This is a genomic window from Arthrobacter sp. 4R501 (assembly GCF_002929755.1).
GTDB lineage: Bacteria > Actinomycetota > Actinomycetes > Actinomycetales > Micrococcaceae > Arthrobacter.
The window spans coordinates 60,700-76,185 of record NZ_PJIW01000002.1 but is presented as its reverse complement, the minus strand read 5'-3'; the positions used below and the strand labels follow the sequence as shown (position 1 = coordinate 76,185).

Here is a 15,486-nt window from a genome sequence, read left to right as displayed (position 1 = left end):
GTTTTGTTCCCGGTTCCGGAACATTTTTCCAAAAGTTTGAGTTCTACTGGATGTAGAAGATTTCGGATAGCACGCCATCTTTGAGAAACTGGTAAACATGCCCCAATCCACTGTCCATCTGCTCCGCCACGGCGAGGTCCACAATCCTGACCGCGTTCTGTACGGCAGGCTGCCCGAATTCCACCTCTCCGAGCTGGGCCGGGAAATGGCGCAGATGCTCGCCGACCACTTCGCCGAGCGTGCCGCGCGCGGGGCCAGGATCGTCTACCTCGCGGCGTCGCCGCTGGTAAGGGCGCAGGAAACAGCGGCCCCCACGGCTGAGGCGCTTGGCCTGGAACTCCACACGGACAGCCGTATCATTGAAGCGGAAAACTACTTCCAGGGCATGAAGGTCACCAAGGCCGAGCTCCGGAAGCCCAAGCACTGGCCGCACCTGGTCAACCCGTTCCGGCCGTCCTGGGGCGAACCGTACAAGGCCCAGGCCGCACGCGTCATGTCAGCTGTTGAGGACGCCCGGCTCCGGGCCATCGAACTGGCCGCCGGCGACCACGGAACCGACGGGCCGGAAGCCATCATGGTCAGCCACCAACTCCCCATCTGGGCCACCCGCCTCAGCGCCGAAGGCAGGCCGCTGTGGCATGACCCGCGCAAACGCGAGTGCACGCTGACGTCCATCACCTCCCTGGTGTTCGACGACGACGGTTCGCTCCTGCGCGTTGAGTACAGTGAGCCCGCTGCCGCACTTCTTCCCGGTGCCGCCAGCACCCCCGGAGCCTGACATGACGAACAACCGCACAACATCCCGTGCTGTTTCAAGCACGACATCCCGCCGTGCCGTACTCGCTGCCGGCGGCGCCGCCCTGACCGTCCTGACCCTGGGCCTGTCCGCCTGTGCGCAGGAAGACGCCCTTGCCAAGCAGGCCAAAGCCGGCGACAACAAGAACTACGTGGCCGGGGACGGCTCGGTGACCGAGTTCACCGCCGCGGACCGAAAGGCCGCCGTCGCCATTAACGGCACGCTGTTCAACGGCACCCAGATAGCCCCAGCGGACTTCCAGGGCAAGGTGACGGTCCTGAACTTCTGGTTCGCCGCCTGCGCACCCTGCCGCGTTGAAGCACCCATCCTGGAAGAGCTGCACCAGGACTTCAAGGACCAGGGCGTGCAGTTCTTTGGCGTCAACCTCCGCGATGAAAAAGGCACCGCAGAGGCCTTCGACAAGACCTTCAACCTGACCTACCCCAGCTTCGATGACAAGAACGGCGGCGTGCTCCTGGCCGTCTCCGGGCTGGTTCCGCCGGGGGCAGTCCCCACCACGCTGGTCCTGGACAAGCAGGGCCGAGTGGCCTCGCGCGTGCTGGGCGAAATCCAGAAGGGCACCCTCAAAGCCCTCATCACCGCCGCCGTGGCAGAGTAGCGGCGGCCCCGGACCGTGAACAGCCCCTTCGCCGAAACCATCCTGAACGGCTCGCTCCTGCTTGCCATCCCGGTGGCGCTGCTCGCCGGCCTGGTGTCCTTCCTGTCGCCGTGCGTGCTGCCCCTGGTGCCCGGCTACCTTGGCTACGTCACCGGCCTGAGCGGCGTGGACCTGGAGAAGCAGAAGCGCGGCCGGATGCTGGCGGGCATCGGGCTTTTTGTGCTGGGGTTCTCGGTGATTTTCGTGCTTCTGGGCGGCGCGTTCGGCCAGCTCGGCACCCTGATCACCGGCTCGCAGAATGCCTGGATCACCCAGCTCCTGGGGCTCCTGGTCATCCTCATGGGTGTGGTGTTTATGGGCGGTTTCGGCTGGCTGCAGCGTGATGCGAAGATCCATGCCAAGCCGCCGGCCGGCCTGTGGGGCGCGCCGTTGCTGGGCCTCACGTTCGGCCTGGGCTGGGCCCCGTGCATCGGGCCCACCTACTCCGCCGTCCAGCTCCTGAGCCTGTCCGGCGGTTCCTCCGCTGCCAAGGGTGCCTTTCTGGCATTTGTCTACAGCCTGGGCCTGGGCATCCCGTTCCTGCTGATCGCCCTGGCGGTGCGACGCGGCATGGGCGTGATGTCCTTCTTCCGCACGCACCGCCTGGCCATCCAGCGGATCGGCGGGGGGATCCTGGTGGTGCTGGGCCTGCTGATGGCCAGCGGCGTCTGGGGCACCTGGGTCACCGAGTTGCAGTACTGGTTCCAAACCGATGTGAAGTTGCCGATCTGATGAGCGAGCGCGTGAAAGCAAACAAGAAGTCCTCGGCACCCGTTGCCGCCGCCAAAACTGAGGCGGCGCTGCCAGTCCTGGGGCCGGTGGAGATGCTGCGTTGGGCCTGGACCCAGCTGACCAGCATGCGCACGGCGCTGTTCCTGCTGCTGCTCCTGGCGGTCGCCGCGGTGCCCGGTTCGCTGTTCCCGCAGCGCCCGGCAAACCCGTCCATCGTGACGCAGTACATCAAGGACAACCCGGACTACGGGAAGCTGCTGGACACCCTGCAGCTCTACGACGTCTACTCGTCGGCCTGGTTCTCGGCCATCTACATCCTGCTGTTCATCTCCCTGATCGGCTGCGTGGTCCCGCGCGCCATCGCCCACTACAGGGCCATGCGCTCCCAGCCGCCGCGGACCCCCAAGCGTCTCTCCCGCCTTCCCGAGTACGGCACCCTGGTGGTTCCCGCCGACGCCGGCCTCCCGGCGTCGGACGCCATCCGCAGCGCCGCCGGGGTGCTGAAAAAGCGCGGCTACCGCGTTGAGGTGAGGGACGACGACGGCGCGCGGCCGTCTTTGGGTGCCGAGCGCGGCTTTGCCAAGGAAGTGGGGAACCTGGTGTTCCACACGTCGCTGATCGGCGTGCTGGTTTCGGTGGCCGTGGGCGGCCTGTTCGGCTACAGCGGCCAGCGCATCCTGGTGGAGGGCGACACCTTCGTGAACACCCTGGTGGGCTACGACCAGTTCACCCCCGGCACCAACTTCCAGTCCAGCCAGCTGCAGCCGTACTCCATCCAGCTGGACAAATTCGACGTCTTGTTTGACCGCGAATCACCAGGCAAAATCGGCCAGCCCATCGACTTCAACGCCGAAGTCACCACGCGGGAAACCCCGGACTCGCCCGCCAAGCAGGAAGTCCTGAAGGTCAACGAGCCCGTGACCCTGGGCGGCACCAGCATCTACCTCACCGGCAACGGTTACGCACCCGTGGTGACCATCCGCGACGGCGCCGGCAACGTGGCCATGCAGGGTCCCGTGGTGGCCAAGCTCCAGGGTGACAACTACTACTCGTCCCTGGTGATCAAGGTCCCCGACGCACGGCCCGAACAGCTGGGCTTCGTGGGGTTCTTCCTGCCCACGGCGTTTATCACCGAGGAGGGGGTGTCCTTCAGCGGCGATCCGGACCTGTTCAACCCGCAGCTGACGCTGAACTCGTACTTCGGGGACCTTGGCCTGGACGCCGGCTCGCCGCAGAACGTCTTTGAACTCGACGTCAGTGACCTCACGCCGCTGAACGCCCGCAACCTGGACGCCGGCGGCATCACCCTGGCTCCGGGCAGCACCTACACCCTGCCGGACGGCAAGGGCAGCATCAGCTTTGACAGCGTGAAGCGGTACGTGGGCGTGGACATCCACCACAACCCGGGCCAGCTCTACGCCCTCATTTTCGCTCTGCTGGCCGTGGGCGGCCTGATCGTCTCGCTCTACGTGAACCGGCGCCGCGTCTGGGTGCGGACCGGGACGCACGAGGACGGCCGCACCATGGTGGAGTATGGCCTGCTTGCCCGCGGTGAGGACCACCGGCTCGCCGCGGAAGCGGTTGCCGTCAGGAAGCTGCTGTCCGAAGAGTGGCAGCTTGCGGATTCCGATTCCGGCGAATCTGCTGACGATTCCGATTCCAGCGTCACCCAGCAAACTCCCAGCCGCCAGGGCGATAATGGCGCAGACTCTGTCACCACCCCAGCGGGCCCCACCGGGCCGAAAAAGGACCAGTAATGCCGTTCGCCATCAACGAAACCATGGGCCAGTACAGCGAGCTGTTTATGCTGCTCGCAGCCGGCACGTACACCGTGGCCTTCATCGCCTTCGCTTGGGACCTCGCGAAGAGCAGCAGGGCGCTGCGCGCCATAGACCTGAAGGCGGCCGGGGCTGCCGGGACCAGGGTGCCCGCGATGGCCGGCGCCGGTGCGTCTGCTGGTTCTGCTGCTGGTTCAGCCGCGGCAGCCGACAGCGTGGCAACGGACAGGGTGGACTCGCACCTGGCCGGACCGGTGGGCCGGGCCGAGCGGCCGTCGTCGTCCGTGGCCAAGCGGGGCGGCGACGCTTCCGGGGCAGGGCAGACCGCCGACGCCGATATGCGCTATGCGGCGGAACGCCGCGTTCCGGCGCGGGTCGCCGTTGCCCTCACAGTTCTCGGCGTGCTGATCCATGCTGCCGGCGTCATCACGCGTGCCGTGGGTGCAGGCCGGGTGCCGTGGGGCAACATGTACGAATTCCTGACCACTGGCGCCTTTGTGGCCGTGGCGGTTTTCCTGCTGGTGCTGATCCGCCGCGACCTGCGGTTCCTGGGCACGTTTGTGGTGGGCCTGGCCATCATCATGCTGGTGGCCGCCTCGGTGGCTTACTGGACCCCCGTGGGCCACCTGGTCCCTGCGCTGCAGAGCTACTGGCTGATCATCCACGTCTCCATCGCGGTACTCTCCTCCGCACTCTTCACCCTCACGTTCGCCATGTCCGCCCTGCAGCTGGTCCAGTCCCACCGGCAAAAGACGGTGGCTGCCGGCGGTGCTGACAAGCTTGGTTTTATGCGGCTGGTTCCCTCGGCACTGAGCCTGGAAAACCTGTCCTACCGGATCAACGCCATCGCCTTCATCGGCTGGACCTTCACCCTCATGTTCGGCGCCATCTGGGCTGAAAAAGCCTGGGGCCGGTTCTGGGGCTGGGACACTAAGGAAGTCTGGACCTTCGTGATCTGGGTGGTCTACGCGGGCTACCTGCACGCCCGCGCCACGCGTGGCTGGACCGGCACCCGCGCCGCGTGGCTGTCGATCGTCGGCTACCTCTGCGTGGTCTTCAATTTCACCATCGTCAACCAGTTCTTTAACGGTCTGCACTCCTATTCGGGCCTCTGAACTGGGGTTTCTCCAGCTGTCCTTGGCAGCGGTCGACTGATACGCCAATCGATGTATGAATAAGGGTGTTGCCCCGCAGACGGTGATGCTACCTTGGTGGGAGTTGTCAGTGATGAAGCTCGCAGACAGCTAGCTGCGTTTTTTGCCGAGGTGCCCATGAACTATGTTCTCGCCCTTGACGTCGGGACCAGTTTCACCGCCGCCGCCATAGTTCGAATTAATCACGACGCTTCACGTGTTCCGGAGAGCCTGCCGCTGGGGCTCCGCGGAACGGCTGTGCCTTCGGTGGTTTACTACCCCGAGGAAGGCCCCATCCTGGTGGGGGAGGCGGCCGAGCGCCGCGGCCTTGACTCCCCGGAGCGCGTGGTGCGGGAGTTCAAAAGGCGAGTCGGAGACGACGTCCCCATTGCCGTCGGCACGCTTTCCCTCCCTGCTGAGGACGTCTTCGCCACTATGGCCCGATGGGTCGCAGACCGGGCTGAAGAACGCGAGGGAGCGCCGCCGTCGGACATTATCCTTTCCCACCCTGCCTCCTGGGGTGCGCACCGAACGCAGCTCATCCTCGCTGCCCTGGCCTCAAAAGACCTGACCAAGGTCACGCTGATCACCGAACCGGAAGCGGCGGCGCTGCACTACGCCGCCCAGGTGCGGGTGGAGGCTGGCAGTACCATCGCCGTCTACGACCTCGGTGGCGGGACCTTTGACACCGCCGTCCTGAAGAAAACGGACGCCGGCCACTTTGAACTGCTGGGCCGGCCCGAAGGGATCGAGGGGCTTGGCGGAGCCGACTTCGACGCAGCCGTCCTGCGGTACGTTGCCGATCACGCCGGGCAGGGCCTGGCCAATCTTGACCCGTCGGCGCCCGGCGCGCTGGCGGCCCTGTCGCGCCTGCGGCGGGAGTGTGTGGAAGCCAAGGAGGCGTTGTCCGCGGACAGCGAGGCGAGCATTTCGGTTCTCCTGCCGGGATTCCAGCAGCAGGTGCGGCTGGTCCGGTCCGACTTCGAGGCGATGATCAGCGAGCCCATCCGGGAAACAGTGGACGCCCTGGAGCGTTCCCTGCAGGACCTGGGGCTCACCCCGGACGACCTGTCCGCGGTGCTTCTCATCGGTGGCTCATCGCGCATTCCCCTGGTGGCACAGCTGATTTCGGAGCAGCTGGACCGGCCGATCGCCGTGGACGCCGATCCGAAGTCATCCATCTGCCTCGGCGCGGCGGTTGCCGCCCTTCGCGCTCAGCCGGAGGGGGCCGCGCAGCCCGCTGCCATGACCGCAGAGCTGGCCGACGCCGTCGTGCTCACGCATGCTGACGGGCATCATGGAACTGTCGGCCGACGAGCCAGCTGGTCCCGGCATGCCGACGCCGGTGCTGCAGCACTCGCCGCGGGTGCCCATGCCGCCGGTGCCCATGCTGGCGGGCGCAAGGGCGGCGCGCACGGGCCACGTCCGACCGTGCGGCTGACTGCGGTAGCAGCGGTAGCGGCGCTCTTTACTGGGCTGACGGCGACGGCAGCCCAGGGCCCGGACGGACTCGGCAGCCTCTCGGCGATGTTCGCCCCGTCGGCAGATGCGGCGAAGGACACGCCAAGCGCTGCTCCTCCTGACGGAACCGGCGGACCTGGCTCCGGTGGCCCCGCGGCAGGAGCAGTCGCGGCGCAGCTCCCCGTGCAGGGGATTGAAGCCAGCGCCCAGCTGCAGGACAGCGGCGCGCCGGCCAGTTCCACGGGACTGGACATTGCTGCCTCGTCCACCAGCAGGCCACCTACCGAAGCAGGCCAACCAGCAGCCGGCGGGGCCGCTTCCGGGACGGGCACTTCTGGTGAGCCTGCACAGGGTTCCGGAGGCTCCACCCCGGGTCCGGTGACCACCCCGACGACGGATCCGCCGCCGGACGTGGTCCCATTGCCCGTCGATCCTGTACCTGATCCGACCACTGACCCGGCCCCGGGTCCTACCACTGACCCGGCCCCGGGTCCTACGACCGATCCGGCGCCGGATCCGGCCACTGACCCTACGCCGGATCCGACCACCAATCCGACCACTGACCCCGCGCCGGATCCGACCACTGACCCTGCGCCGGATCCGACTACTGACCCGGCTCCAGAGCCGACCATCGGCCCGGCTCCAGAGCCGTCGTCGGCACCTGCGTCGGCGCCGGATCCGACGACGGACCCTGCGCCGGAGCCCGACCCGTTCGCGGAACCGTCCCCCACCACGGATCCTGTCCCAACTACCGAGCCGGCGGTCTGAGGCATGGCCGCCAATCATACGCAGCCCGAACGGGAACTGCACGAGGCAGGGACGTCGGCTCCCGCCGGAGCCGCTGACATGGCACAGCAGTTGCGGGGCGAGAATGCGGCAGTCCGTGAACTCCTGCTGGCGCTGTCCGTGGGGTTCACCTTGCCCGGTCCGCTGCCCGGTGAGCTGGCGCACAAGCTGGAAAGCCCTGACAGTCCGGGCCTGGACGCCGTGGTAAACCGCGCCGAGGCCTCCGGCCTGCTGCTTACTGACGGGACAGTCGTCGGCCCCGCGCAACACGCGCTCCTGAACGGCACGCCCACAGCCCGTGTGCATGCATTGCAGCGGGAACTCGTCGGTTTTGTTTCGGCCGAGGGCCAGCCCTTCGGCGACCTTGCCCGCGAGCTGGCGAGGGGCGGACTGGCGGACCCGAGGGTCGCCGCCGAACTCGAAGCCGCAGCGGACAAAGCGCTGCAGCACAACCCCGGTCTGGCCGCCCAGCTGTACGGCGAAGCGCTGCTGGCAGGGGCGAACGAACTGCGCATCGCTGCCCGCCGCGCCCAGGCCGCAGCCGCTACGGGTGACCTTGACGCCGCTGGCCGGATTATTGACGGGCTCCTGGTGAGCTCTGATCCGCCGGATGTCAGACTTGGCGTGGATGTTGCTGCTTCCGTCTGGGCACAGCGCGGGCTGCTGGTCCGCAGTGCCGACCTCTATGCCTGGCTTGGTCCGGCGAACATGGGCCGATCCGCCCCGCTTGCCGCGGTGGCCATGATCGGCAGCGGCGACCGGGCAGGTGCGGAAGAGGCCTTTCCCGCCGGGTCGGCACCGGTGTCGCCCACATTACTGGCGGTGGCGCTTTCGCAAACGGGCAAGGGCGTGATGGAGTCGATGGAGCGGGATCCACACAAGGGCCTTCCCCTGCTGATCCATGCTTCAGACATGCTCAACGCGTCCGGTTCAGCGCTGCCCCTTCCGGATACCCCTGGAGCGTTGGCCGCGTTAGTGGCCCTCCACAGCGGTGAATCCCACGTAGCGGACACCATCATCCGCTCCGCCGTCGCAGCCAGGCAGGGCGGTGACGCCGCCAAGCCACGGCTCCACCTCTTGCAGGCGTGGTCGGCCATGCAGCGGGACGATGCTGGCGAAGCACGGCTGGCCATCAACGAAGCCTCCAAAGCCAACCACTGGCCGCTGGTGCCCAGGGACGAGTTCCTGTGCGCGGCCCTGGAAGTGGGCCTTGCGCGGCGCAGCGGCGACGTCCATGACCTGGTGATGGCCTGGGAGCGCGCCCGCGAAGCGATGCTGCACACCGCCGTCGACCTTTACAGCCTGCTGCCGTGGGGCGAACTGATGATTGCTGCCGCCCGGTTGCGGGAGACACGGCGCGTCGCGCATTATCTGGATGAAGCGTGGGTCCTGCTGACCAAGCTGGGGGAGCCGCCCCTGTGGGCCGTCCCGCTTCACTGGGCGGCGGTCCAGGCTGCCCTGCTGAACAAGAGCCCGGCCGACCTTGCCCCGCACGCAGCAGCGCTGGTGCGGGCCTCGGAATACAGTCACATGGCCGCTGTGTTCGCCGCCGCAGGCAAGGCCTGGGTCAGCGTCCTGGCCGGACGGTTCCAGGCGACGGATGTGGAGAACGCAGCCCGGGGACTGAAAGTGGTGGGCATGCCATGGGAAGGGGCCCGGCTGGCAGGACATGCGGCCGCGCAGGCAGACGAGCGCAGGGACATGATGCGGCTCCTTGCCTGTGCCAGGGACCTCCACCCGCAGGGCGGAACCGCCGGGCCACCCGCCGGGCCGTCACCGGAAGTACGCCGCGGCGCCGCCGAGAACAACCATGGCGCGCATCCTGACGCCTCGGGCCTCAGCGAACGCGAAAAGGAAGTGGCGCGGTTGGTCCTGGAAGGGAAGACGTACCGGGAAATCGGCGAAGCCATCTACATTTCCCCCCGGACCGCTGAACATCACATTGCCAGGATGCGGCGGAGGCTTGGGGCCGAAAACCGCTCCGATCTGCTGGTGCGCCTGAGGCTGGCGCTAACTGCAGATCATCCCGGCCAGGACGGAGCCACTGCTGCCCCTAGCCACGAAACGGGCAAACCCCTAATGCGGGGCATCCGGGTACGGGGACACAACCCGATGCCTGGCCCCTACGAAGGACCTTAGGTTTGATTTAAGCCCGGCACCGAGGCCTGGCGATCCACAACTCCGAGAAGATTTGAGGACCATCCAATGCCTACACTCGCAAACCAGCTCGTCCAGTTCCTGATGGGCCTGTTCAACAACCCCGCCGCTGCCCAGGAGTTCCTGAACGATCCGGAGCGTTCACTTGAGGGTGCCGGCCTGCGCGAAGTCTGCTCCGCCGATGTTGACGCCGCTATGCCGGTTGTCCTGGACTACGCACCCATCACTGTCAACGCTTCTTCCTTCGACCGGGAGTACAACACCGGCGGGAACACCTCGTGGACCGGAGGCATCGGCGGCGCCAGCCACACCCCGCCTCCTGGAGGCGGCGGTTCTGGACACACTCCGGGGCACGACCACCATGACGATCACGCCCATGCCGTCCAGCAGCTGCACCACGTGGTGAACAACTACTCCTACACCTCAACGGTGGATGACCGGGACACGATCACGGACCAGTCGGTCAACCAGAACATCTGGGCCGACGGCGACGTGAACCAGTGGTTCGACAACGAGGCTGTCATCGCATCCGGCGATCAGGCCCTGGCTGCCGGCGACGACAACAACGTCCGGGACTCCTACAACACCACCGACTCCTACAACACGGACAACACCACGGACAATTCCACGGACAACTCGATCACCGCCGGAGGCGACGTCAACATCGGCAACCGCGATCTGGATGTGGCCGATTCGTTCAACACCGACGTTGACATTGATGTCGCTGATTCGTTCAACGACAACTCGGATAACTCCGATAATTCCGATAACTCGGACAACTCGGATAACTCCGTGGATAACTCGGAGGACAACTCGGTGAAGATTGAGGATTCCTTCCAGGACAACTCCCTCGAAGACAACTCCACCGAGGACAACTCCATCGTAATCAACGACAACTCGGACAACTCCATCGAAGACAACTCCACCACCGACAACTCCACCACCACCGATGTTGCGATTGAGGATTCCTTCCAGGACAACTCGGATAACACCACCAACACCGAGGTTGCGGTTGAGGACTCCTTCAACGACAACTCGCAGGCGGAGACCACCGAGGTGGAGGTGGTTGATTCCTTCAACCCGGTTGAGGTTGTGGTTGAGGATTCTTTCCAGGACAACTCCACCGAGGACAACTCGACGAACACTGACGTGGCTGTGGACACCGACGTCGCGGTCGAAGATTCGGAGATCAGCCTATAAACATCAAGTTCCGGGTACCGGGAGCGCCCGGCAGGAGGCCATCGACCTCCTGCCGGGCTCTTCGCGGATTATCCCCGGCCCCACCCGCACCCCTGCTGCAAAGGACAGATTATGGCTGAATCGCAACGACCGGGAGGCCCTGGACATGCGCCGGTGCCGATGAACGCCGGCCAGCTGGCGTTGCTGGTGGAGCAGGGCATCGAGCTGGTAGGGACAGGGGACCGCGCGGACCTGCGGAAACGCCTGGACCAGACCCTGCGACGGCTGAAGGATCCGAGTATCCGCGTGATCGTGGTGGGGGAATTCAAGCAAGGAAAAAGCAAACTTATCAACGCCCTGGTGAACGCCCCGGTGTGCCCTGTCGACGACGACATCGCCACCTCGGTGCCCACCGTGGTCCGCCACGGGGAACCCGCGTCCGCCGCCATCCTGCTGCCCAAAGCCGGCACAGAGCCCGGCGACGACGCCGCAATCGAGCGGCAGCCCATCAACATAGCGGACCTGGCGGCTTACGTTTCCGAGCGGGGCAACCCCGGAAACGTCAAGAAGCTGGTGGCGGCCGAAGTTTTCCTGCCCCGCAAGGTCCTGGCCGGCGGTCTGACGGTCATCGATTCCCCGGGTGTAGGGGGACTGGGCTCCTCGCACACATTGACCACCCTCACAGCCTTGCCCACAGCGGACGCCATGCTGCTGGTTTCAGATGCCTCGCAGGAATACACCGAGCCCGAAATGCGGTTCCTGCGCCAGGCCATGCGGATCACCCCGAGCGTTGCGGGCATCCTGTCCAAAACGGACCTGTATCCGGACTGGCGGCGTGTGGAGGCCATGGACCGTGCCCAGCTCGCGCAGGTGGCGCCGGACATCCCGCTGTTCGCAGTTTCCTCGGATCTCCGGCTGGAGGCTGCACGCCTGCAGGACAGCGAACTCAACGCCGAGTCGGGCTTCCCCGTGCTGATCGGCCACCTCCGGAATGAAATTGTGGGCAAGGCGGAACGGCTGCAACGGCGCTCCGTCAGCCAGGACCTGCTCTCCGTGACGGAGAACCTGCGCCTGTCCCTGCGGTCCGAGCTGGGAGCGCTTGAGGATCCTGAAGGGACGCCGCGGATGATTGCAGGGCTGGAGGAGGCGAAGTCACAGGCCGATGAGCTGCGCAAGCGTTCCGCCCGGTGGCAGATTACGCTCAACGACGGCATCGGCGACCTGATCGCGGATATGGAATACGACCTCCGGGACCGCCTGCGGCGCATCCAGCGCGAAGCCGAGGCCGCTATTGACCAGGGCGATCCCGGCCCCACCTGGACCCAGTTTTCCGCGTGGCTCGAGGAGTGCGCCGCCGCCGCGATCTCGGACACGTTTGTGTGGACCAGCGAACGCGCGCAGTGGCTGGCCGCACAGGTGGCGGAGCATTTTTCAGAGGACGAAGTGGCCCTGCCGGTGCTTCAGGTCTCGGACACTGACGACGCGTTGGACCCGGTGGACACCATGCCAAGGCTCGACGACGGGCACATCAACCCCCTGCAGAAGGTCCTGATCGGCATGCGCGGATCCTACGGCGGCGTGCTGATGTTCGGGCTCCTGACCGGGATTTTTGGCATGGCACTGATCAATCCCCTGTCAGTGGGCGCGGGCCTGCTGCTGGGCCGCAAGGCGTACCGCGAGGACAAGGAAGCACGGCTGAAGCGCCGGCAGGCCGAAGCCAAGACGCTGGTCCGCCGGCAGCTGGACGATGTCACGTTCCAGGTGGGCAAGCAGCTCAAGGACCGGCTCCGGCTGGTGCAGCGCTCCACCCGGGACCACTTCACGGAAATCGCGGACGAAAACCATCGCTCCCTGGCGGATTCGGTGGCGGCGGCCCAGAAGGCAGCCACCACCTACACGCTGGAAAAGGACATCCGCATCCGCGAGATCAAGGCCGAGCTCAAGAAGGTGGACGCCCTGCACCATGCCGCCGGCCTGGTGGCCGCCGAAGTGGCCCAATCCCCGGGGCCGCAGGCCGCGCAGTCTTCGGCCGGGCGCGGCACGGCGATGGGAAACCCGGCGTCGGGAAGTCCGGCGTCGGGAAACCCGGCGTCGGGAAGTCCGACGACGGGCAGCCAGTCGGTGGGCACGGCGCCGGTGGGTGCGGCGGGCAGATGAAGGAGTCCATCAGCGCGGGAGTGGCGGACCTGATCCAGGACGCCCTGCTTGTGTATGCGGACGACCCCGCTGCGGCTGCGGCATTGGAGACTTATGCCCGGCGGCTGTCCGAGCCCCTCAGGCTCGCTGTGGCAGGCATGGTCAAGGCGGGAAAATCCACGCTGCTGAACGCCATCATCGGGGAGGAGATCGCCCCGACCGACACAGGGGAATGCACAAAGATTGTGACCTGGTACCGCTACGGGCACACGCCGCGGATCACGGCCTACCCTATTGCCGGTGAACCGCATATCCTGCCGCTGAAGCGCGTGGACGGCCGCCTGGTGTTTGTCCTGGGCAACGCCCGCGCCGAGGACATGGAACGGCTGGTGGTGGAGTGGCCCTCGCCGGCCCTGCGCGAGCTCACCCTGATAGACACCCCGGGAATTGCCTCGTTGTCCGAAGACGTCTCTGCCCGGTCCACCGATTTCCTCATCCCCGTGGACGCGCCCTCCGAGGCTGATGCCATCATTTACCTCATGCGCCACATGCACGCCTCGGACCTGCGGTTCCTCGAATCCTTCAGGGATACCGAGGCGGGTAGGTCGGGAACCGTGAACGCCCTTGCCGTGCTGTCCCGGGCCGACGAGATCGGTGCGGGCCGCATTGATTCGCTGCTCTCCGCGGGTGACATCGCTGACCGGTACCGCCGGGACCACAGCCTGCGGAAGCTGGCGTTGGGGGTGGTCCCGGTGGCCGGGCTGCTGGCGCAAAGCGCACGCAGCATGCGCCAGTCGGATTTCGAGTCCATGCAGGTCCTGGCCGGCATGGAGCGGTCGGCCCGGGAGCGGATGCTGCTCTCGGCGGACAGGTTCATCAGGGCCAGTGTCCCGCAAAGCCTGGGCGCCGAAGCCCGGGCCTCCCTCCTTGAGCGGTTCGGGCTGTTCGGGATACGCCTGGGCGTGGTGCTGATTCGGAGTGGCTTCACGGAACCCACGCCACTGGCGCATGAACTGGCCCGGCGCAGCGGGTTGGACCCGTTGCTGCACCTTGTGGCCCGGCAGTTCCAGGCCCGCGGGGATGCCCTCAAAGCCCGTACTGCCTTGGTGGGAGTGGAAAGCTTGCTGCGCACCGCGCCCAGGGAGGGGGCTGGCCGCCTGGCCGCAGCCTTGGAACGCCTTCAGGCCAACGCCCATGAGTTCCGTGAGCTCCGCCTGCTCGCCACGATCCGTACCACGGGGGTATCCCTCAGCGATGAATTGGCGGCGGAGGCTGAAATGCTGGTCGGCGGCTGGGGTGCGGCGCCCGCCCTGAGGATGGGGCTGGCTCCGGATGCCGGACCTGACGTAGTCCTGGCCGAAGCCCGCCGCTTCCTAAACCGGTGGCGGACGGTATCGGAAAACCCGCTGACGGAGCGCTCAGCCGTTGAGGCCTGCCGCGTGGTGATGCGCAGCTGTGAGGGCGTCGTGGCTGAATGCTCGGCCCTGCAGCTCCACCCGCAGTCCGCCTGAGGTCAGCCCTTATTGCCGCGTCCGCGCCGGCCTGACCTGCGCCGACTGGATCCGCGCTGCCTTGAGCCACCTGCCCGCCGACGGCACAAAAACCGCCACCAGGCCGAAGAACGCAAGGAGTAGCTGGGCTCCCCAGAGCATCACAACGTAACTGCCGGCGTCGCCGTCGGGTACGAGGAAAGCTGCGGCCACCACCATGACCACCACCTGCCCGGCCAGCAGCGGGATCAGGAGCCAGCGGGACCAGCCGCGGCGCGCTGAGAAAATAGCCAGCGCCGCCGCTTCAAACAGCATCACCAGCAGCAGGGCGCCCAGGCTGCCCCAGAAAACAATGGCCGCGGACGTGGTCACAGCGTCAGGCCCGCCGCCGGGGGACATCTGGTCCACCACAGTGCGGAGCCGCTCCAGGTGTGAGTCGCGGGTCAGGAATGAACCGACAAGCACGGCCAGGCCTGCCACGAAGCTGAACAGCCAGAAGGTCCGCACCAGGCGGACGCTCCGCGGTGTCGGCGGAATGACAACGATGGGCGCCGGCGCGGCGTAGGATAGCCCGGGCCGCGGCGGCGGCAGAGGGGGCGTGGCAGCCCCGGCGGGTGCAACCGGCTGTTGGGATTCTCCGTCGGGGTGCTGGGCCACGTTTTACCTACTTTACGTCGCCGGTATCGTGGGTGTCCGCGTCTCCCGTACTGGCACCGCCGGCTTCGTCGTGGCCGATCCCATCCTTGCCCCGCGTACCGGCGTTGTCCTGTCCCGTGCCAGCGGGACCCCCGTCGGCCTTGGCGTTCGCCTCAAGGTCATCCTTGAGCTTCTTGAGGCGGGCAGCCTCGGCCTGGTTGCGGCGGCGCGTTTCCAAGTTGCGGAGGAAATCGGGATCATCATCCGGGGCGGTGGGATGGCTGCGTGGTTGGCGGACCGGGGCTGAGTCACGCGGACGGCCGATCAGCAGCCACAAGATGGCGCCGAGCACCGGAAGGACAATCATCACCACGATCCAGGCCGGCTTGGAGATCCCGCGAGTGAGGCGGCCGTCAGTGCGGATCACGTCCACCAGGCCATACACAAAGATGACGAGAACTGCGACAGCGAGAACCACACGGAAGAGCATGGCATTAAGTCTATCGTCCGCAGGCCGGGGGCGTTCAGGCAGGGCGGCTAAACT

General features: G+C 66.5%; 12 protein-coding genes. 10 read left to right on the top strand and 2 right to left on the bottom strand.

All coding sequences use genetic code 11. The annotated features are described in order from the left end of the window. Positions 1–97 precede the first annotated feature (97 nt). From CXR02_RS01880 to CXR02_RS01835, 10 genes are all read left to right on the top strand, one after another. Complete coding sequence (locus tag CXR02_RS01880; protein ID WP_104060450.1) at positions 98–778, top strand: histidine phosphatase family protein; 681 nt, start codon at positions 98–100, stop codon at positions 776–778. Position 779: 1 nt separating this feature from the next. After that, entirely contained in the window at positions 780–1,415 is a 636-nt protein-coding gene (locus CXR02_RS01875; RefSeq protein WP_104060449.1) for a TlpA disulfide reductase family protein, read from the top strand. A 15-nt stretch (positions 1,416–1,430) separates the two neighbouring features. Further along, a complete protein-coding gene (locus CXR02_RS01870) occupies positions 1,431–2,186 on the top strand; it encodes a cytochrome c biogenesis CcdA family protein (protein WP_104060448.1) in 756 nt (251 codons plus the stop codon). After that, positions 2,186–3,943, top strand: coding sequence for a cytochrome c biogenesis protein ResB (locus tag CXR02_RS01865; RefSeq protein WP_104060447.1), 1,758 nt, complete (start codon positions 2,186–2,188; stop codon positions 3,941–3,943). The genes CXR02_RS01870 and CXR02_RS01865 overlap by 1 nt, the downstream gene beginning before the upstream one ends. Next, positions 3,943–5,079, top strand: a complete 1,137-nt coding sequence (ccsB, locus tag CXR02_RS01860; protein ID WP_104060446.1) for a c-type cytochrome biogenesis protein CcsB — start codon at positions 3,943–3,945, stop codon at positions 5,077–5,079. Before CXR02_RS01865 ends, ccsB begins: the two co-directional genes overlap by 1 nt. A gap of 156 nt (positions 5,080–5,235) precedes the next feature. Further along, positions 5,236–7,326 (top strand): Hsp70 family protein, encoded by a 2,091-nt coding sequence (locus CXR02_RS01855; protein WP_104060445.1) that lies wholly within the window; start codon positions 5,236–5,238, stop codon positions 7,324–7,326. A 3-nt stretch (positions 7,327–7,329) separates the two neighbouring features. Beyond that, positions 7,330–9,483: a LuxR C-terminal-related transcriptional regulator gene (locus CXR02_RS01850; RefSeq protein WP_104060444.1), complete on the top strand. Its 2,154-nt coding sequence runs from the start codon at positions 7,330–7,332 to the stop codon at positions 9,481–9,483. 66 nt (positions 9,484–9,549) lie between these two features. After that, on the top strand, positions 9,550–10,701 hold the full coding sequence (locus CXR02_RS01845; protein ID WP_104060443.1) for an IniB N-terminal domain-containing protein: 1,152 nt from the start codon (positions 9,550–9,552) through the stop codon (positions 10,699–10,701). Between the two features lie 159 nt (positions 10,702–10,860). Next, positions 10,861–12,837, top strand: a complete 1,977-nt coding sequence (locus CXR02_RS01840; protein ID WP_104060442.1) for a dynamin family protein — start codon at positions 10,861–10,863, stop codon at positions 12,835–12,837. Continuing rightward, positions 12,834–14,327: a dynamin family protein gene (locus tag CXR02_RS01835; RefSeq protein WP_104060441.1), complete on the top strand. Its 1,494-nt coding sequence runs from the start codon at positions 12,834–12,836 to the stop codon at positions 14,325–14,327. The genes CXR02_RS01840 and CXR02_RS01835 overlap by 4 nt, the downstream gene beginning before the upstream one ends. A gap of 9 nt (positions 14,328–14,336) precedes the next feature. Here CXR02_RS01835 and CXR02_RS01830 read toward each other — a convergent pair whose 3' ends face one another. Then, positions 14,337–14,963, bottom strand: a complete 627-nt coding sequence (locus tag CXR02_RS01830) for a DUF6264 family protein (RefSeq protein ID WP_258060665.1) — start codon at positions 14,961–14,963, stop codon at positions 14,337–14,339. A 7-nt stretch (positions 14,964–14,970) separates the two neighbouring features. Continuing rightward, entirely contained in the window at positions 14,971–15,432 is a 462-nt protein-coding gene (locus tag CXR02_RS01825; protein WP_104060440.1) for a PLD nuclease N-terminal domain-containing protein, read from the bottom strand. Positions 15,433–15,486 lie beyond the last annotated feature (54 nt).

Excerpts from the sequence above, each read along its gene's own strand:
- CXR02_RS01835 (WP_104060441.1), top strand. The coding sequence starts at position 12,834 with ATGAAGGAGTCCATCAGCGCGGGAGTGGCGGACCTGATCCAGGACGCC.
- CXR02_RS01855 (WP_104060445.1), top strand. The coding sequence starts at position 5,236 with ATGAACTATGTTCTCGCCCTTGACGTCGGGACCAGTTTCACCGCCGCC.
- CXR02_RS01880 (WP_104060450.1), top strand. The coding sequence starts at position 98 with ATGCCCCAATCCACTGTCCATCTGCTCCGCCACGGCGAGGTCCACAAT.
- CXR02_RS01845 (WP_104060443.1), top strand. The coding sequence starts at position 9,550 with ATGCCTACACTCGCAAACCAGCTCGTCCAGTTCCTGATGGGCCTGTTC.
- CXR02_RS01875 (WP_104060449.1), top strand. The coding sequence starts at position 780 with ATGACGAACAACCGCACAACATCCCGTGCTGTTTCAAGCACGACATCC.
- CXR02_RS01865 (WP_104060447.1), top strand. The coding sequence starts at position 2,186 with ATGAGCGAGCGCGTGAAAGCAAACAAGAAGTCCTCGGCACCCGTTGCC.
- CXR02_RS01850 (WP_104060444.1), top strand. The coding sequence starts at position 7,330 with ATGGCCGCCAATCATACGCAGCCCGAACGGGAACTGCACGAGGCAGGG.
- CXR02_RS01825 (WP_104060440.1), bottom strand. The coding sequence starts at position 15,432 with ATGCTCTTCCGTGTGGTTCTCGCTGTCGCAGTTCTCGTCATCTTTGTG.
- CXR02_RS01840 (WP_104060442.1), top strand. The coding sequence starts at position 10,861 with ATGAACGCCGGCCAGCTGGCGTTGCTGGTGGAGCAGGGCATCGAGCTG.
- ccsB (WP_104060446.1), top strand. The coding sequence starts at position 3,943 with ATGCCGTTCGCCATCAACGAAACCATGGGCCAGTACAGCGAGCTGTTT.